Source organism: Jiulongibacter sediminis (assembly GCF_001306455.1).
Taxonomy (GTDB): Bacteria; Bacteroidota; Bacteroidia; order Cytophagales; family Spirosomataceae; genus Jiulongibacter; species Jiulongibacter sediminis.
In genome coordinates this window covers 851,526-871,326 of record NZ_LGTQ01000005.1, presented here as the reverse complement: position 1 = coordinate 871,326, position 19,801 = coordinate 851,526, and the positions used below count along the sequence as shown (strand labels likewise).

Genomic DNA, 19,801 nt, shown 5'->3' with positions numbered 1-19,801 from the left:
ACGATTTTTTATAACATGTCGGTTTCATAACTTTGTCGCCTATGCGATTGATAGCGAATAGCTTTTTAATAGTTGTTCTGTTAGGTTTAATGCCCGGCAGTTCTATGCTTTGGGCACAGCAAATTAACGATGAATTTGTCGAAGGAGAAATTTATGTAAAGCTTAAAGTCCAAAAGGGTAAAAAAGGAGAGAAAAAGAACTCACCCGCAGTAAATTTAAACCGGGAAATACCGGGATTGCAACGCAAAGTGGAAGTTGCCCAAAACAAGGTCAAAGAGGCTAAGCAACCGTTTTACAGCTCGAAAAATGTGGGACTACAAAATGTTTATCGTTTGAAGCTTGAGAACGGGAAAGACATTGACAAAGTAGTTAAGGAATTAAAGGCAGATCCGGATATTGAATACGCCGAAAGGGTTAGAATCAGAAAGATCATCGCCGTGCCAAATGACACCCTATATAATGATCTCTGGCACCTGAAAAAAATTAAGGCAAGCGAGGCCTGGGATGTAAACCCGGGGCAGGCTGATGTGGTTGTGGCCGTGGTCGATAATGCCATTCAGGTTACACACCCTGACCTTGCTCTCAATATGGTAGCAGGCAGAGACGTTGCTGATAATGATAATGACCCCAACCCACCAAATAATTCCTTCTCGCACGGAACGCATGTTGCCGGAATCGTTTCGGCTGTCAATAATAATGTAACCGGAATTGCATCAGCGGGTAATAATAAAGTAAAGGTGATGCCCATAAAAGCTACGCCAAATAGTTCAGACCCTAACTTTATTTATAATGGTTTTGACGGTATTGCCTGGGCTACAGCCAATAATGCGAATATTATAAGTTTGTCTTGGGGAGGTCCGGGCTTTTCTCAATTGGAGCAGGATGTGATTGACGACGCCTACAATAACGGTATCCTTGTGATAGCAGCGGCAGGAAACGAAGACTCTGATGAGCCCCAATATCCAGCTTCCTATAATCATGTAATTTCTGTGGCTGCTCTTGATTCTACCGACCAAAGAAGTTATTTCTCAAGCTATGGCACAGGGGTGGACATTTCTGCACCGGGTCGGTTTATTCTCAGTACAGTACCTACAAATAACTACGCATCCTTTAGTGGTACCTCAATGGCTACTCCGCTTGTGGCTTCTTGTGCGGGGTATCTGCTTTCTTGTTTCCCGAGCCTTTCACCAGATAGTGTTGAGTACATTTTGAAGAAAACAGCTGATAATATTGATGCTCAAAACCCAAATTATCTAGGCCAGTTAGGTTCAGGTAGAATAAATCTTCTCAAGGCTGTCAGTTGTAAAGATGTTGACCTTTTTGCAGAGGAACCGGTGTTTTCGCCGATCAATTTTTTCTGCGAGGGTGATTCGGTGTTGTTGAGTATTAATCCCATTGGAGCTGAGACTTTCGAGTGGTTTGTTGATGAACAATTGAAAAGTACCAATTCCGCTTATTTTGGGAAAGACGAAGGTTCCTGGATTTTAAAAAGGACATTGGGGACTTGTTCTATCAATTCTGACCCCATTCAATTGATTTACAACAAGACTTTAACTCCAATACCGGAGTTGACGGCTTTAGATGTCAGTTATTGTGATCTGGTGAATACTGAATTAGTCGCCACACCTGCTGGTCGTGATGCCTACGGACCACAAACTTTTACTTATAATGGCCCTGTAGTGGGTTTTGATGGCTATGCTAAAAGTAATCCTTACCCTACAGTTGAAGTAAGTGGCATGGGTGGTTTAATAGATTCTGTCAGTATTTCAATAACCTGGCAGAAATTAGATGGGGGAGATGTAAATTATTGTGGAAGCCCGGACTTAGGTTCCCGGCCTTGGAATGATGAAGTTTCCTTCTCCATCCTTTCGCCTGAAGGTATTTCAATTCCATTGCTCAATGAAGGAACCTATGCCTTCGGAACAGTTACTTCCGGGGTAGTTACCACAGTTTTTACGACAAATGGTGCTCCTGTAACTGATGGATCAGATCCGGTCTCGGGTAATTTTAAGGCCGCTGGAGATTTAGGGCAGCTACAGAACAGAATTGCACAAGGAACATGGACATTAATTGCAAACGATAATTACTTGATCGACCCTCTTTGTGTATCCGGTTTTGAGGTGATTGTGAAAACAAATGAACCTTTATTACCTACAGCCGTAAAATGGTACGAAAGTCCTGAATCTACCGCGGCAATTCACAACGGTCAAACGCTAAGCGTGGTCAATAATCAGGTTGGAGAAACCACTTACTGGGCTCGTGCACAATGCGATGGTATGTGTCCAAGCGAACCGGTGAAAACTAAAGTCAGAGTACGGCCTATTCCTGAGATTTTCGCTTATTCGCTGGAAACACTTGATATCACGATTGCTCAGGCCGTTGAGATTATGAATGCACAGAGTCTCGATTATTCTGTAGACAATAATATTTATACGCTCTTTGGTATCAATTCATCCGGTCAGTCTTTTTCTTATCAGGTTTCTGATGAAGGCCCAATGACTTCTCCGGTAAGCCTTTGTGAATCCAATAGTTTTGTAGTTTTTGGGATGGGTTGTAATGGTACTATATCCTGGAGTAATGGAGAAAGTGGAACAGGTTTTATTCTCGAAGGCCAGAATACGCCGTTGGCTTTAACAGCCACTTGCAATCAGAGTTGGGATTGTGCTCCATTGAGTAATATACCATTTGACTTCATTGAGAATAATACGAATTTAACTCTGGGTGGAATTGTACCTGTCAATCTGGTTCAGGATTTCTATGGTCAGAAAATTGAATCCTCTCAATTATTGGAAGCTGGAGTAAAAACCAAATATGTAGCCCCTTCGTCTATTCTTCTTCAGCCCGGTTTTGAAGCATCAAACACGGCGATTTTTAGTGCGGAAATCGGCGACTGTGCCAACTAATTCTCCTCTTCTTTTTGTGGGTTTGTTTTCTGTGCCTGAAACCCTAAATTTGCGGAACTTTTTAAGAACCAATTAATAACACAAAACCTTTCATAAACCTAATTGTATGGATTCACTATTTTATTTAGTTCCAGCTCTGGGTGCCATCGGTTTGATTTTCATGATCGTGAAAGCAAGCTGGGTGAGCAAGCAAGATGCAGGTAACGAAACAATGCAAGACATTGCAAATGCCATCGCCGACGGTGCTTTGGCCTTTCTTAAAGCCGAGTGGCGTGTTCTGGGAATTTTCGGTGTGGTGGTAGCACTTCTTTTGGCCTGGTCTGGCACATTGGTAGAAAATTCACACTGGCTCATAGGGGTTGCCTTTGTTATTGGTGCTGTGGTTTCAGCCTTTGCCGGATATGTGGGGATGAATATTGCCACTAAAGCAAACGTGAGAACGACCCAAGCGGCAAGAACAAGCTTGAAAGAAGCGTTGAAAGTATCTTTCACCGGTGGATCTGTAATGGGTCTTGGTGTTGCAGGTCTTGCAGTACTTTTCCTTAGCTTACTTTTCATTTGGTTCTATTTCACTTTTGTAAGCGGAGAGGGAGACGTGCATGGTATGGAGAAAGCTCTTGAAGTTTTAGCAGGTTTTTCTCTTGGTGCTGAGTCAATTGCTCTTTTCGCTCGTGTTGGTGGTGGTATTTATACCAAAGCGGCTGACGTAGGAGCTGACCTGGTAGGTAAAGTAGAAGCGGGTATACCTGAAGATGATCCTCGTAACCCGGCGACTATCGCTGATAACGTAGGTGATAATGTGGGTGACGTAGCCGGTATGGGTGCTGACCTTTTCGGGTCATATGTAGCGACTATCCTTGCCACCATGGTATTAGGTCGTGAGATCGCTTCAGATGATAATTTTGGAGGATGGGCTCCAATTTTATTACCGATGATCATTGCTGGTGCGGGACTAGTATTCTCTGCCATCAGTACCTTCTTTGTGACGGTTAAAAATGACCAGGGAGATGTTCAAAAAGCTCTAAACATTGGTAACTGGGGTTCAATTGTATTGACAGCTATCGCTTCTTTTCCAATTGTTAACTACATTCTTCCATACAATATGGAGATCAGAGGAGTAGCTTTCACCAGCATGGATGTTTTCTACGCCATCATTCTTGGTCTGGTGGTTGGTGCTATCATGTCCTGGATTACTGAGTACTACACTGCAATGGGCAAAAAGCCTGTTGATACGATTGTTCAGCAATCTTCTACCGGTCATGCGACCAACATTATTGGTGGTCTGTCAGTAGGTATGGAATCAACGGTTATTCCGATTCTGGTACTTGCCGCAGGTATTTATCTTTCATATACTTTCGCAGGCTTATACGGTGTGGCGATTGCTGCTGCCGGTATGATGGCGACTACGGCCATGCAGTTAGCGATTGATGCGTTTGGTCCTATTGCCGATAACGCAGGTGGTATCGCTGAGATGAGTGAGCTTCCGAAGGAGGTACGTGAGCGTACTGATATTCTTGATGCCGTGGGAAATACTACCGCCGCTACAGGTAAAGGTTTTGCCATTGCTTCTGCTGCTTTGACGGCTCTTGCTTTGTTTGCTGCTTTCGTTGGTATCTCTGGTATCTCATCGATAGACATTTACAAAGCGGACGTTCTTGCCGGTCTTTTTGTGGGTGGAATGATTCCTTTCATTTTCTCTTCATTGGCTATTGCTGCTGTTGGTAGAGCTGCCATGAAAATGGTGGAAGAAGTTAGACGTCAGTTCAGAGAGATTCCGGGGATTATGGAAGGTAAAACAAAACCTGAATACGACAAATGTGTAGCTATCTCTACCCAGGCTTCAATTAAAGAAATGATGCTTCCTGGTTTGATCGCCATTATCGTTCCGGTATTGGTAGGCTTTATGTTTGGACCAGAAGTCTTGGGTGGTCTTCTAGCTGGTGTTACAGTTTCAGGTGTTTTGATGGGTATTTTCCAGAATAACGCGGGTGGTGCCTGGGATAACGCCAAGAAGTCTTTTGAGGCTGGTGTAGAGATTAACGGTAAAATGGAATATAAGGGTTCTGAGCCTCACAAAGCCGCAGTAACTGGTGACACAGTGGGGGATCCTTTCAAAGATACGTCTGGTCCGTCAATGAACATCCTGATCAAATTGATGTCCATTGTTTCTTTGGTAATCGCTCCGCATATTGCTGTGGATAAGCCAGTGGTCGAAAAAGAGGGCCTTGCTACGTTCAAAGAAATTCCTGTAAACAGAACTTCAATGTTCGGTGCCGGCAGAACACTTGATTTTGAGAAAGGTGGCATTGAGGAAGCTATGATAATGTTTATCGAAGACGAGGAAATGGAAGCCGGGAAAGACAACTGGTTTAATTTCAATGAGCTAAACTTTGAAACAGGAAGTGCAAAAATCGATGCCAATACCATGGGTGAAGTTGCTCATATCGCTGAGATTATGAGAGCGTTCCCTAATGTTAAAATCAAAATCGGAGGTTACACTGACAACACAGGTGACGCTGCGGCAAACCTAAAGCTGTCGTCTGACAGAGCTTCAGCAGTAAAATCTGCCTTGATTGGTCTTGGTGTTTCAGAAGACCGTCTGGAAGCTGAAGGGTATGGTGAAGAGCATCCAATTGCTTCAAATGATACAGAAGAAGGCAGAACACAAAACCGTAGAATTGCGGTAAGCGTGAGAGAGAAGTAATTCTCAAAGTCTTTATGATACGGAAAAGCCGCTCAGCAATGGGCGGCTTTTTTGCGTTTCACAGTTTGATATTAACATGATGAAATTAAGGTTTCAAGAGAATTAAGATTTCGAAGCATTAGCATAATGCTTCTTCATGCCTTAATGTTCAGAAAATTACACCCGAAAACGCAAAAAGCCCATCACTCCTACGAGAGACGGGCTTTTTAAAAGGTTTTGACTGTTCTACAGTCTTACATGTCGAAATTTTCTTTCTATCGAATCTGGTAAGCTGACGTCCGTTAAAACGATGGTTCCGTAAGCATTATGCATTAAAAATGATTTTGCTCTGGTAAGCCATCCCGGATTTTCCGCAACACCGCTTCTGGTCTTATAATAGAGTACGCGATACTTCACATAAGGATTCACGATTTGCTCTGCAAAATAGAAGCTGTTTGCCCGTTTAACGTCGTCTTCGCTTAGTACACCGTCTTGCTCTACTCCTATGATAGCTTCGAAAGCCTTAATGTTGGCTCCGTTTCTACCCGGACCGGCATTGATGAGATGGTCAATCAAAACTTCAGCAACCTCCTGACTTTTGAATAAATCACCATGGAAACGATCCCAGTAATGCTGACGGTGAATTCTTAGGGCCTCAGATTTTGTGAAATCTTTCTCGCCCCAGATCGGCTTGTGAATGCCGAAACCTGTTCCCTCAAAAAATAGCAACTTGGGTGCGTATTTCTCGAAAGAAGCTGCGTTAACATTTGTACAAAAAATTAAAGAACTAATACTGATCATAAAAACGCTGATACGTCCTATTCTCATATTAAATTAAACGATGGTTAATCTTACCCCCGCATATACGTTACTATACGGTTCGGCAGTTTAAACTGCAATGTCTTTTGTTGTGTGTTGCACTTTTTTAATGTGTCATTAACGATACAAAGATACTGCTTTATTGTATGCCAGTGCAATAAAAATGCCAAATGATTTCTCTGTTAAAATATTTAAGTATTTAATATACAGTATTTTAAGTAAAATAGTTCAAATTTGAAATATTGGAATAATACAATAAAAATTCTGAAAAGTTTAAGCAAAATAGGATCAATATTCGCCAATCAGATTTAATTATTCCGATATTGTCTAAATTTTCAAATCTGTTCTGTTTAGATAAAAAAAAAGCTGTCCCCATTCGGGAACAGCCGGTGAATTCAAAAGATTGTTTCGATTAGGCGGCAGCAACTACCTCATCTTTGTCCTCAACAAAGCTTACAGAGAGGGCAGCTAATAGAAAACAAACCCCTCCTAAAATGAGACTATACACGGCCTGATTATCAAAGAACCCTTTAACAATTGGTCCTCCAATCAAAGCATTAATGATTTGTGGAATGGTGATAAAGAAATTGAAAATTCCCATGTAAATCCCCATTTTTTTCGGTGGAATGGCTCCTCCTAATATTGCATATGGCATGGCTAAAATGCTTGCCCAGGCTACTCCAACGCCGATCATAGACAGAATTAGCCAGTTGGGATCTTTAATAAAATAGATAGAAATAAGTCCTATGGCACCAACAACCAGTGAGAAAGCATGCGTTTTCTTTCGGCCGAATTGCGATGCAATTTTAGGAAGGGCAAAGGCGTAAATTGCTGATATTAAATTATATACTCCAAAAAGTACGGAAACCCAGTCGGCCGCTTCATTAAATAAAGGGGAGTTTCTATCATCAATAGGCAGGCCGTAAGTATGCTGAGCAATGGCCGGCGTGGCAAAAACCCACATGGAAAAAAGACCGAACCAGGAGAAAAACTGGACAAGACCCAGTTGCTTCATTGTTTTCGGCATTGAGCGGATATCAGAAATGATATTAGCAAAAGAACTGTTTTCTTCCTGCTCTGGCTCGTCTTCTTGGAATTGTGCCATTTCTTCCGGGCTATATTCCGGTGTCTTTGCTACTGTCCATAAAATAGTGATTAATAGGACGATAGCTCCAACCACAAACGACCAAATAACATTATACGCTACTCCTCCTGCTGAGTTTCCATTGATTCCGAACCAATTGGAAAGGGCATAGGGCAACCAGGAGCCAATGACGGCTCCAACACCGATAATCACCGTTTGAATGGCATATCCCTGGGTACGCTGTTCAGAGTTAAGTTTGTCAGCTACTAAAGCCCTGAAGGGTTCCATTGAAACGTTAAAAGAAGCATCCATGATCATCAGGAAACCGGCACCTACCCACAGGGCAGGGAGGTAATTGATAAAAATGTCGGCATTCGGCATGAGTAGAAGGCCGATAGAAGCCACTAGGGCTCCGGCCAAAAAGAAGGGCCTTCTTCTTCCAAGTTTCGTCCAGGTATTATCAGAGAAATGCCCGACAATTGGTTGGACAATGAGTCCGGTCAAAGGAGCTACGATCCAAAACCAGGATAGTTCTTCCACGTTAGCTCCGAAATTGAGAAGAATACGGCTGGCGTTACCGTTCTGTAGGGCAAAGCCCATTTGAATGCCCAGAAAGCCCATGGACATGCTCCATATCTGCCCAAGGCTTAGGTTTGGTTTTTTCTTCATTGGTTAAGGTTAAGATCAAAGTATTTGTGGTCAAGTTAAATATTTCAGATTGAATAAGTAGACAAACCAGAAATGACATTGTTGATCTTCAGTTCTTTTCAATTGATAAATGTTTAAACATTAAGAAATTAAGGGGCATTAAGTTTTGAACTTAATAATCTTAAATCCTTCATGCTTTAATGTTTTTATGAAGGTCTCATTTACTTCTATGCTTCTTCTGGCAATGCTTTGAAAATCTCATTGACGAAAGGCTTCATAGTCTTGGTTATGTTTTCCGAGAAGAAATTGATTAATAATCCCTGTGGCTTTTGAAGCAATTTCATGTAGGTCAGAACCTGAGCTTCGTAGACAGGATTCAAGTTTTCGACAGCTTTTACTTCCACCACAATAATATCATTAACCAGAAGGTCTAACCTTAAATCAGCCTCAATTTCTAAACCTTCATAATTAACAGGAACAGATAGTTGACTCTGAACAAAATAGCCATTTTGAATGAGTTCATGCTTCAGGCATTTTTCATAGACACTTTCAAGTAAGCCCGGCCCCAATACTTTATGCACCTTAATAGCTAGGCCAACAATTTCATAAGAAAGCTGCGTGACTTCTCTTTTCGTCATATTTGTGTAAATTCTTTTCAGCACAATGATAGAAGAAAAGTCGTAATTATTTAAACATTAAGAAGTTAAGGTCGATAAGGCCTTACTGACCTTAATTCCTTCATGTCTTAATGTTTCTGCTGAACTATTTCAACTCAAAAATCAAATATGAATTCGGGTGAATTTTTAAATCAAAAGGCTCTGAAACATTGCCTGTGGCTTTGAAATTCTTACCCTTTAGCGTCAATTTGTCTTTATTCAAGCCCATCATACCTGCTGCTAATTCGGGAATGTGCAGCTCAAACTCATAAGATACATTTTGATCAAAATTGAAAACAAAGAGTAACTTTTGGTTTTCAGTGTATCTCAAGAAGGAGTAAAGCTTGCTATCATTATAATTAAGGCTTTGACCATTATTATTGGCGTATTGAAGGTCAAAGAATTTTCCTTCTGTTACTGCCTCATTTTTGAGAGCAAATTTGATAATCTCCTGGTAAGCTTTTCGTAAATTCTTTTGTTCAGGGCTTAATTTCGAAGTATTCCATTTGCCACCATTATTCCAGGCAGCCATTTCAGGTACTCCCCAATAGTCAAATATGGTAGTACGACCATCGTCACCCTGAAAACCTTCGGCTCCTTTAGGTTTTACGCCAAGCTCCTGTCCATAGTAAATCATTATTGGCCCATCATGCAGAAACGCTGATAAGGCCATTGCCGGTAGTGCCTTTTCTGCTTCACCCGCAAACTCGTCTGAAGCGATCCTTTGCTCATCATGGTTTTCCAAAAAGCGTAGCATATGATTGGCAAATTCACCGGACTCATTTTGCCATACGCCCGTGATATCATTGGCATTGCCATGGCCTTCTATCAATCTTCTCAACGCGTCATAAAGACCGACTTTATCATACAGGTAATCAAAGCCACCCTTGAAAATGTATTCGTGATAGGCGTTTGGATTATAGATTTCAGCAATAAAAATAATATCCGGAAACTGCCTTTTGACCTCCTCAGTTACCCATGCCCAGAACTCCACAGGTACCATTTCGGCCATATCACAACGGAAACCATCCACTCCTTTGGCAGCCCAAAACAGCAGAATATCTCTCATTTTATTCCAGGTGTCCGGAATGGGGTAAAATTGTTTTGCACGACCGTTTTGATAATCAACACCGAAATTTAGTTTAATGGTTTCAAACCAATCATTGATGCCTGGCTCGGCCGAGAAAACGTCATTTCCCGTTGCTTTGGCAGGCTTTTCAAGGTATGGTTGCTTGACTTCGACCGGAGAAACCACATCTGCCGGTACTTTAAAACTTTGTCCTGGCAGATAGTAGAAGTTATTGTGGATATCAAAGGGCTTTCTTTGGTCGTCATCTTCACCAAAATCTGTCACTCCTTTTGGTTTTACATCTGAATGATACTCTCGGGCCACATGGTTGGGGATGAAATCGATCAACACTTTGAGATCTTCCTGGTGTGATCTTGCTACCAAAGCCTCAAATTCGGCCATCCGGTTTTTAACATCAACGGCCAGATCGGGATCAACATCATAGTAATCTTTTACCGCATACGGGGAACCAGCTTTTCCTTTAACCACAAGCGGATTATCCGGCTTTATTCCAAATTCAGAATAGTCTGTCATGGTGGCGTGCTCAATAACCCCGGTGTACCAAACATGACTTACCCCTAAACCTTTGAGACTTTTAAGAGCCTTTTTGTTGATATCATTGAATTTCCCGGTTCCATTCTCTTCTAAACTGCCGTAGGTTTTATTGGTCAGGTTCTCGTTACTGAAAACGCGTGTAAAAACCTGATATACTACCAACTTATCATTCTTTTTCTCAGACATATTCTGTGCTTTCAAACTTAAAATTGAATTAAAAATAAAACCTATCAGCAAACAGATTCTTCTCATGTTTTAGGCCAAAATTTTGCAAGCCAAAGATAGCTTTTGATTATGAGAATGAGGTATTAAGCGTTTTCTTTGCATAGAAAATACTTTAAATTAATGACTTCCAGACCTTTATTAATAAAAGCGGTTTTACTGCTTTTCTTCCTTATTTCTATAAAGTCAACCGCACAATCTATTGATATTGAGAGAGTAGACCCTACAAGCTGGTGGGTAGGTATGCAAAACCCTAAACTACAGCTCATGGTGCATGGCGAAAGTATTGGGACTGCTGAGGTGAAGTTGAACAAGTACAATGGGGTCAAGCTCACCGGAATTACCCGGGTTGAAAATCCAAATTACATCTTCATTGATCTTGAGATTAAAGCAAAGGCGAAAGCGGGTAAACTTAGGTTTGAGTTTCAAAATGGGGAACAATCTATTGCCAGAACTTATGAATTGCGTCAAAAGCAAAACGTAGATATTCAAAGTCTTTCTCAAAAAGATGTTATTTATTTGATCCTGCCTGATCGCTTTTCAAACGGTGACCTTTCTAACGATAAATTTGCCGATATGGCAGATCCGGAATCTGACCGAAATAATCCCTGGCTACGTCATGGAGGCGATTTACAAGGAATAATTAACCATTTAGACTATCTCAAAGAATTGGGTGTAACCGCACTTTGGTTAAACCCGGTGATAGAGAATGACCAGCCGCAAACCAATGAAGGTGGGAATATGCGTTCAGCCTATCATGGCTATGGTTTTACCGATCATTATGCCATTGATCGTCGTCTTGGCGGAAATAAGAAATATGCTGAATTTATTCAAAAGGCTCATGAAAAGGGATTTAAGGTAATTCAGGATGCCGTCTATAATCATGTTGGAATCAACCATTATACGGTCAAAGATTTGCCTATGAAATCGTGGCTGAATCAATGGGACGAATACACCAATACCAGTTACAAGGAACAGCCGGCTCTTGATCCAAATGCATCCCAATATGACCGTCTTAGAATGACTGATGGCTGGTTTATGCCTTTTTTGCCTGATTTGAATCAACGGAACCCTTTGGTGGCCAATTATTTGATTCAACACGCCCTCTGGACCGTTCAGAATTTTGGAATTGATGCCTACCGCATTGATACGTACATGTATAACGACATGGCCTTCATGAATGCCTGTAACGCTGCTTTGAAAGCTGAGTATCCTGACTTGTTTCTTTTCGGCGAGTCTCTGGCGAATCCGGTACCTAACGTAGCGGCCTTTGTCAAAAACAATATGGAGCTTGATTTTGCCTGTAATTTGGAATCAACGGTCGATTATCAGGTGCATTCGAATATGCTGAAAGCACTCAGCGAAGGATACGGCTGGCATGAAGGAGCCAACAGGCTTTATGAGACACTGGTACAGGATTATTTGTACCAAAACCCAGAAAAATTAGTAACCTATCTTGATAATCATGACGAGCATCGTTTTTTCTCTGTGGTGGGTGAAGATTATCGTAAATTTAAGTTGGGTTTAACCTGGCTGATGACCTTGAGAGGTATTCCTGAGATTTATTATGGCACAGAAATTCTGACCAAAAACTTTAAAAATCCTACGGATGCGGAAGTTAGAAAGGATTTTCCCGGCGGATGGCCTGATGATGAAGTCAATAAGTTTCAGAAAGAGGGCAGAACAGAAATTGAGAATGAGACCTTTGATTTTGTCAAAAAATTGATCTCCATCAGAACTACCGAAAAGGCCATTGGCGAAGGTGATTTTATCCAGTTTATGCCTTTTGATGATGGTGTCTATGTGTATTTCAGAACTGCTGGTGATGAAACGATCATGGTGGCTACGAATACGGTTAACAGCTCAAAAAGCTTCTCAACCAAAAGATTTGAAGAAGTTTTAAAAGGTAGGAAGAAAGCGACTTATCTGATGACAGGGGAGGAGCTGACAGATTTATCAATTATTGAATTAAATGCCTACGAGGCTTTACTATTAAAACTACATGATTAAAGGATTTTTATTTGACCTTGACGGGGTCATTGTTGATACAGCAGTTTACCATTACGCCGCCTGGAAAAAAATGGCCAACCAGCTGGGTTTCGATATTGATGAAGAATTCAATGAAACGCTGAAAGGAATCAGCCGGATGGATTCCATCGCCAGAATTTTGGAATATGGTAAAATGGAATTGCCTGAAGAAAGGATTTTAGAGTTGGCAACCTTGAAAAACGACTGGTATGTGGAGATGATTGATCAAATGACCGAGGAAAATATTTTGCCCGGCATTACAGATTTGATTGCCCAAATTAAAGAAAACGGTCTGAAAATGGCACTGGGCTCTGCCAGTAAAAATGCTCCCAGAATATTAGATAGAATAGGACTGGCTTCGTTTTTTGATGCTGTTGTGGATGGCAATTCTGTTTCAAAGTCAAAGCCTGATCCTGAAGTGTTTATCAAAGGTGCAGAGGCTCTGGAATTAAAAAATGAGGAGTGTGTGGTCGTAGAAGATGCTTTTGCGGGTATTGAAGCGGCTCATGCTGCCGGAATGAAAGCCATTGGTATTGGCACAACTGAAAACCTACCCAATGCCGATTTAATTCTCACTTCTTTTGAAGGCGTTGACCTTCAGGATTTAATAGACCAAAAATTGAGCTAAATCAAGACTTAACTTGATTATTAAAAGAGTTAACAACCATATCTTTAAGATTAGAATCTATCAATATTTGAGACGGAAATGAATTCGTTATTCCGTCATTAAGGTCAGTATCATGACCAATCAAACAAACTGGATTACAAATGAAAGATTATATAAAACATGACGAGTGGTGTATCATAGAAGAAGGATTTCACCCCGAACATAATGAAATTACAGAGTCGCTGATGAGCCTTGGCAATGGGCGTATGGGTCAGCGAGGCAATTTTGAGGAAAAATACAGTGGACATACCCTTCAGGGCAATTATATCGCCGGGGTTTGGTATCCTGACAAAACCCGTGTGGGTTGGTGGAAAAACGGTTACCCGAATTACTTCGCCAAGGTGATCAATGCCACCAACTGGGTAGGAATTGACGTTGAGATTAACGGCGTGGAGCTGGATTTAGCGAAATGTGAGATTATAAGTTTTCAGCGTATTCTGAACATGAAAAACGGTACGCTTCGCCGTATTTGCCATGTTAAGATGGAAAACGGGAATGAGTTGGAAATCGTCTCAGAGCGTTTTTGTAGTATGGCTCATGATGAGGCCGGAGTTATCAATTATGCCATAAAGCCCCTGAATTTTAAAGGAGAGGCAAAGATAACCCCATACCTGGATGGTGATGTAAGTAACCGTGACTCAAACCACGGGGAGAAGTTCTGGGAGGAAGTGGACAAGAACCTGAAAGGCTCCGAGGCTTACCTGACCATGAAAACCAAAAAGTCGCTGTGGGAAACTGTACCACAATTTACCGTGACCACCGGTATGCGAATGAAGTTTTTTCAGGGAAAGAAAGAGCTGCACCCGGTTTCTTTGCCTGTAAAGAAAGAGAAATACGTAGGTTTTACCTATGAGCTGCCCTTAATTACTGATCAGCAGACTATTATTCAAAAGTTTGCGGTTAATCTATCTTCAGAAAACCATGAGCCAGAAAAGCATTTAGATCTGGCAAAAGACTACCTGAACAAAATCTATCATTTGGGTTTTGAGGTGATGCATGGTGATCATGCTATGGCATGGGAGAAAAAGTGGGAGAGAAACGATATTGAGATCAAAGGTGATATTGCTGCCCAGCAGGGCATTCGCTTCAATATTTTCCATTTGCAGCAAACGTATACCGGTGAAGATGCCCGATTGAATATCGGACCAAAAGGTTTTACGGGTGAGAAATACGGTGGTGTAACCTACTGGGATACAGAGGCTTATTGTTTGCCGTTCTATTTGGCCACAGCCGAACAAAAAGTAGCCCGTAACCTTTTGGTTTACAGACATAATCACCTTCAAAAGGCCATTGAAAATGCTCAATTATTAGGGTTTAAAGATGGTGCAGCCTTGTATCCGATGGTGACCATGAATGGGGAAGAATGCCATAATGAGTGGGAAATCACTTTTGAGGAAATTCACCGAAACGGGGCAATTGCCTACGCCATTTATGATTATATCAATTACACCGGCGACAAAAGTTATCTGGCTGAATACGGACTGGATGTGTTGATCGGAATCTCCCGTTTCTGGGCTCAGCGGGTGAATTGGTCGGAGGCCAAATGTAAATATGTGATGCTGGGCGTGACCGGCCCAAATGAGTACGAAAACAACGTCAATAACAACTGGTACACCAATTATATGGCTCAGTGGACGCTGAAATATACGTTGGAGTCCATTGAACATGTGCGTTCGCAATCACCGGAAAGATGGAAAGAAATTGCCGCTCAGCTGAACTTCAACGCTGATTTAGAAGAAGACAAATGGGAGCATATCATCGAGGAAATTTATCTGCCGTATGATGAAATGCGTGAGGTGTTCTTGCAGCAGGATGGCTTCCTGGATAAAGAACTGATGGAGGTTGATGAAATCACTGAACACCGCCCGATCAACCAAAAGTGGAGCTGGGACCGCATTCTGAGAAGCTGTTTTATCAAACAAGCTGATGTTTTACAAGGCATGTACTTCCATGAAGATGATTTCTCTATAGAGCAGCTTGAACGCAATTTTGACTTTTATGAGCCGATGACTGTGCACGAAAGTTCACTATCGCCTTGTGTGCACACCATTTTGGCTTGTAAGCTGGACCGACTGGAAAAAGCCTACGAAATGTATGTGCGTACCGCCCGTTTGGATATTGACGACTATAATAACGATACCGAAGACGGTCTGCACATCACCTCCATGGCTGGTACCTGGATGGCCGTAGTAAAAGGTTTTGGTGGCATGCGTGTCAAAAACGGCGAAGTCACCTTTGACCCCAAACTACCTGCCGGCTGGGATGCTTACTCTTTCCGGGTAGGTTTCAGAGGAAAACTGATGGAGGTGAACGTGAATAAGGAAGGGTTTACGGTTTCGCATATGGGGTAGGAGAAGCTCAATACAAGAATAGAGGCACAATGATCTGAGAGTTGTTGTGCCTTTTTTGTTTTTATAAATTACGGTTATGAAAAAGCTTCTATTCTGAAAAGTATGATTATTCGTTTAGTTGGTGGGCTCATTAAATTCAGCTTCATTCAGCTTCATCCTTTTACTATTTGATTCAGAATAATGGGCTATATTGCTCATGGAATGGGGTTAATGTAATTACACAAAACAGCCAAGAAAAGGGCATGCCGTTAAGCCGCAAGCTTGCGATTTTTTCACTGAAAGAAGTAAGAATTTGACAAACATATGTATCTTCTGTAATAAGCCTCTTGATAATTCAAAAGAACATATCATTCCTGAATCGCTCAATGGCAGATTATCATCAAATGAGATAATTTGCTATTCCTGCAACAGTAAACGATTCGGTAAAACAATTGACCCTTCCGCGGCAGAACTCTTTAAGGTTCATTTACACATATTTGATGCAAAAAATGCCCGAAAACTACATTTTGAAGATCCAGAAGGCAACAAGTATCTTAAAGATCAAAAGGGAAATACAAAACAAGTAAAAACAAATTTCCAATTGAATGAACATCCGGATGGTAAAATCGAGCTATTGGTTAGTGGTGATCCGAAGGAAGTCCTAAAGACAATTAAGAAACATGCTTCAAAGGTCATAACCAAAACGAAGATCCCAGTCCATTTGGAAGTAACTCCTTTAATTAGCGATCCTCCTTTACAACTAGAAATAGATTTCCAAATAACTCAGGAAATTAAATTGCTAGTAAACAAGATAATTCTGGAGTTCTTAGCACTGAAGGCTCAGGATATAACTAGCTACTCCGAACTTTATAAAAGGGTACATGATCTTGATCAGAGTTTAAATAATGTCTTCTTCTTAAATTTTAATCAGGAGGTCAGAACTTTTGGTGACGAAGAAATATCACACCTAATAGTGATACAATCTATCGGCAATTACCTCATCGGGTATCTTGAACTATTTAACGTTCTATGCTGTGCAATAATCATAAGCAGCGAATATAAGGGGCAAGAAATAAATGAACAATTCCATCAAGATGCATTAACGGGAGAAATTTTCAAGTCACTTATCGATTTGAAATTCGATATTAAAAAAATTCTTAACTCACCTACTCAACCTAAATCGGAAGAATTTTCATTCTTAAATGAGCAAGTCTTCGAAAGGCGTATCGATCGAATTTTCAGAACCACTAGGGAAAATGGTTTGATTTCAATAATCAAGGAACTTCAGGAGAAATATGATCAGGGTGAAATTGATAAAACTGAATTTAAAAAAAAATATGTCAAGCAAAGTGCAGACTTGGTCGCTCATTTGAATATTTTCTACTTTCCCTACTCGGTTATAGATACCTCCATTGATCAACTTGATCAAATGAATTTTATTCATTCGAACATAAGAGAAGAGTTGTATGCTGAATTCAAACGAGTTAACAAACACCTAATTGGTCAAAAATTTCAACTCGGAAAGGTGGGTTTATATTCTCTAATCGAATTCTATTCAACACATGTTGCAAAATTCAATGGCAGTAACATTCTAAAGATATACTGCATTTTGCGAGGTGAATCTGACGGAAAGAAAATATACCTACAATTTCGAAGGATATTTGATGCGATTGAACAGGCACAACCGTTAAATACAAATCACTGACAAAGGATGATGACACTTGCCTCTAGTTGCCAAATTGAAACTGACCTGCAAATCCGCCAGTTTAGATTAAATTAATTAAGTCTACAGGCACGACGTCGTATCTGGTGGTTAAGCTAAGCACTTTAAATGAGCACAAAGAAATGAGCAGCATTTTGCCCTAATGATTTGATTCTATTCAAAAAAGAACCGGACAATTATTGAATATATTCACAAAATACCCGGTTTAGAATCTCCCCAGAGCTTTAAACTTAAGAAAGCAACCTCCAAACCTGAGCCACCAAAAATGTCACCACAAAACCCATAATCACCGGTAAAATACTCGCTACAGCGGTCCATTTGAGGGATTTGGTTTCTTTGTAAATGGTATAAATAGTGGTACTACATGGGTTGTGCAACAAGCTGAATAGCATAAGATTAACTGCAGTCAGTAATGTCCATCCACCGGCTTTAAGAATATCACCGGTGGCGTTGGCAGAGTCCAGTTCAAACATGACTCCGGCACCTGCTCCTCCGCCAATACCTGTAACCAAAACAGTTAGCATCAGTACGGTAGGAATCACAATTTCATTCGCTGGAATTGCCACGATATAGGCCAGTAGAATAACACCATTGAGCCCTAGCAAATAGCCGAAGGGGTTCATAAAATCAATGGACCATGCCGCTATGGAAAGGTCACCTAGATGAACATTGGAAATGAGCCAGATCACAGCACCAGCCGGAGCCGCAAAAACAATGGCTCTCCACAACACGATCAACGTTCTGTCTATCAGCGAGGTATAAATAGTTTTCCAGAAACGAGGCGGGCGGTAGGGTGGAAGCTCTAGACTAAAGGTAGAAACCTCACCTTTCAGTACCGTTTTTGACAATGCCCAGGAGGTAAAGAACATAAAGCCCATACCCAAAACCGCGATGCCAATTACGGCGGCTAAAGAAACAAGTCCAGACCATGCTTTAGGTACAACGGCTCCCACGAAGATGGTGGCAATCAATATTTGCGTAGGCCAGCGACCGTTACAAAGGGAAAAGTTATTGGTAATTATGGCAATCAGACGCTCCCGAGGGCTATCGATAATACGGGTAGCCACTACTCCGGCGGCATTACAGCCAAAACCCATACTCATGGTGAGGGCCTGTTTTCCATGAGCACCGGCCCTTTTGAAAAGATTGTCAAGGTTAAAAGCCACTCTGGGCAGATAACCGAAATCCTCCAAAAGTGTAAACAGAGGAAAGAAAATAGCCATAGGCGGCAACATCACGGCAATAACCCAGGCCACAGCCAGATAGACACCGTCAATCAGAAAGCCATTGAGCCAAACCGGCAGACCGACAGTCACTCCCAAATCTTTCAGAAAAGGGTGAACCGTGTCTAATAAAAGACTACCAAGCATAGCCGATGGATAATTAGCACCCACAATGGTTAGCCATAAGACTACCGCCAGAATGAGAAACATCAGCGGGAAGCCCAGGTATTTGCTGGTTAAGATTTGGTCGAGTTTGGCATCAAAACGCAAATGACCCTTTTCTTTCTTATTTCGTACTGAGCCTTTGACAATCTCAGCAGCATCGGCGTAAATTCCTTCCGCCAGATTATCATGAAATTCGTCTCCAATCTGCCATCTCAGGTCATTTGAGAGACTTATCAGGTTTTCTACATTGGTCTCTTTCATTTCACAAATTCTCCTTTTCTCAGTAATTCAATCACGTGATTATCACCTTCTAATAGTCTGAAAGCCAGCCATCTGCTGTTTGGGATGTCGGGGTAAACAGCCTGAATCTCATTGCTGAGTTTGGTGACCGCCTTTTCGATATTTGGTGGAATATTTTTGATGCGGTGAGGTTTACATACTATTCGTCCATTGGCCAAATCGCTTACCGTCTGAATCAACTCCGGAATACCCCTCAAATACCGGGCACTGGTGGCCACTACCGGTATACCCAGGTCTCTTGCCAGTGTTCGGGTATCCACCTCAATATCGTTTCGCTCGGCTTCATCCATCAGATTTAGGCAAAGCACAGCCTTATCGGTGATTTCCAGTACTTGTAGCACCAGATTGAGGTTACGTTCTAATCGGCTGGCGTCTGCAACAATAATTGTCACTGAGGGCCTGCCAAACAGAATAAAATTTCGTGCAACCTCCTCATCTTCAGAGGTTGAAAGCAAAGAGTAGGTGCCTGGTAAATCGACCAGTTTATATTTTTGATCGTTGTATTGAAACGCTCCTTCTGCCCGGGTAACGGTTTTTCCGGGCCAGTTGCCGGTATGTTGTTTCAAGCCTGTGAGAGCATTGAAAACGGTACTTTTTCCCGTATTGGGGTTTCCCGCCAAGGCGACCACGAAGTCGGCCTCATTAAGGTTAACCCCTAATTTCTTTAAGCCTTCGGCGTTATATTGCGGGCATGTTTCGCAAGCTGATTTTGGTGCTGCTTCCATG

At 41.5% G+C, this 19,801-nt stretch carries 12 protein-coding genes; 6 read left to right on the top strand and 6 right to left on the bottom strand.

All coding sequences use genetic code 11. From position 1 onward, the window contains the following. The first annotated feature begins 41 nt into the window (after positions 1–41). Together AFM12_RS03835 and AFM12_RS03830 are read left to right on the top strand one after the other, a co-directional pair. A complete protein-coding gene (locus tag AFM12_RS03835; RefSeq protein WP_082391185.1) occupies positions 42–2,903 on the top strand; it encodes a S8 family serine peptidase in 2,862 nt (953 codons plus the stop codon). Between the two features lie 106 nt (positions 2,904–3,009). Further along, entirely contained in the window at positions 3,010–5,607 is a 2,598-nt protein-coding gene (locus AFM12_RS03830) for a sodium-translocating pyrophosphatase (protein ID WP_055144067.1), read from the top strand. Between the two features lie 225 nt (positions 5,608–5,832). On the opposite strand, the gene AFM12_RS03825 is transcribed toward AFM12_RS03830, so the two are convergent. The 4 genes from AFM12_RS03825 to AFM12_RS03810 form a co-directional block, all read right to left on the bottom strand. Beyond that, the gene (locus AFM12_RS03825; protein ID WP_055144065.1) at positions 5,833–6,414 is read right to left on the bottom strand and encodes a glycosyl hydrolase 108 family protein; all 582 of its coding nucleotides are present in this window, start codon (positions 6,412–6,414) and stop codon (positions 5,833–5,835) included. Positions 6,415–6,817: 403 nt separating this feature from the next. After that, complete coding sequence (locus AFM12_RS03820; RefSeq protein WP_055144063.1) at positions 6,818–8,158, bottom strand: MFS transporter; 1,341 nt, start codon at positions 8,156–8,158, stop codon at positions 6,818–6,820. Between the two features lie 206 nt (positions 8,159–8,364). Beyond that, a complete protein-coding gene (locus AFM12_RS03815) occupies positions 8,365–8,775 on the bottom strand; it encodes a GxxExxY protein (RefSeq protein ID WP_055144061.1) in 411 nt (136 codons plus the stop codon). Positions 8,776–8,899: 124 nt separating this feature from the next. Beyond that, complete coding sequence (locus AFM12_RS03810; protein WP_082391215.1) at positions 8,900–10,603, bottom strand: alpha-amylase family protein; 1,704 nt, start codon at positions 10,601–10,603, stop codon at positions 8,900–8,902. Between the two features lie 159 nt (positions 10,604–10,762). Here AFM12_RS03810 and AFM12_RS03805 point away from each other — a divergent pair, with 159 nt between their 5' ends. The 4 genes from AFM12_RS03805 to AFM12_RS03790 all read left to right on the top strand — a co-directional run bounded on the left by AFM12_RS03805 (position 10,763) and on the right by AFM12_RS03790 (position 17,369). After that, positions 10,763–12,649, top strand: a complete 1,887-nt coding sequence (locus AFM12_RS03805) for an alpha-amylase family glycosyl hydrolase (RefSeq protein ID WP_055144057.1) — start codon at positions 10,763–10,765, stop codon at positions 12,647–12,649. Beyond that, positions 12,642–13,295: a beta-phosphoglucomutase gene (gene pgmB, locus AFM12_RS03800; RefSeq protein ID WP_055144055.1), complete on the top strand. Its 654-nt coding sequence runs from the start codon at positions 12,642–12,644 to the stop codon at positions 13,293–13,295. Before AFM12_RS03805 ends, pgmB begins: the two co-directional genes overlap by 8 nt. A gap of 140 nt (positions 13,296–13,435) precedes the next feature. After that, a complete protein-coding gene (locus AFM12_RS03795; protein ID WP_082391184.1) occupies positions 13,436–15,685 on the top strand; it encodes a family 65 glycosyl hydrolase domain-containing protein in 2,250 nt (749 codons plus the stop codon). Positions 15,686–15,977: 292 nt separating this feature from the next. Continuing rightward, complete coding sequence (locus AFM12_RS03790) at positions 15,978–17,369, top strand: HNH endonuclease (RefSeq protein ID WP_055144053.1); 1,392 nt, start codon at positions 15,978–15,980, stop codon at positions 17,367–17,369. 248 nt (positions 17,370–17,617) lie between these two features. On the opposite strand, the gene AFM12_RS03785 is transcribed toward AFM12_RS03790, so the two are convergent. Further along, positions 17,618–19,036: a nucleoside recognition domain-containing protein gene (locus tag AFM12_RS03785; RefSeq protein ID WP_055144051.1), complete on the bottom strand. Its 1,419-nt coding sequence runs from the start codon at positions 19,034–19,036 to the stop codon at positions 17,618–17,620. Then, the gene (locus tag AFM12_RS19665) at positions 19,033–19,800 is read right to left on the bottom strand and encodes a FeoB small GTPase domain-containing protein (protein ID WP_055144049.1); all 768 of its coding nucleotides are present in this window, start codon (positions 19,798–19,800) and stop codon (positions 19,033–19,035) included. Before AFM12_RS19665 ends, AFM12_RS03785 begins: the two co-directional genes overlap by 4 nt. Position 19,801 lies beyond the last annotated feature (1 nt).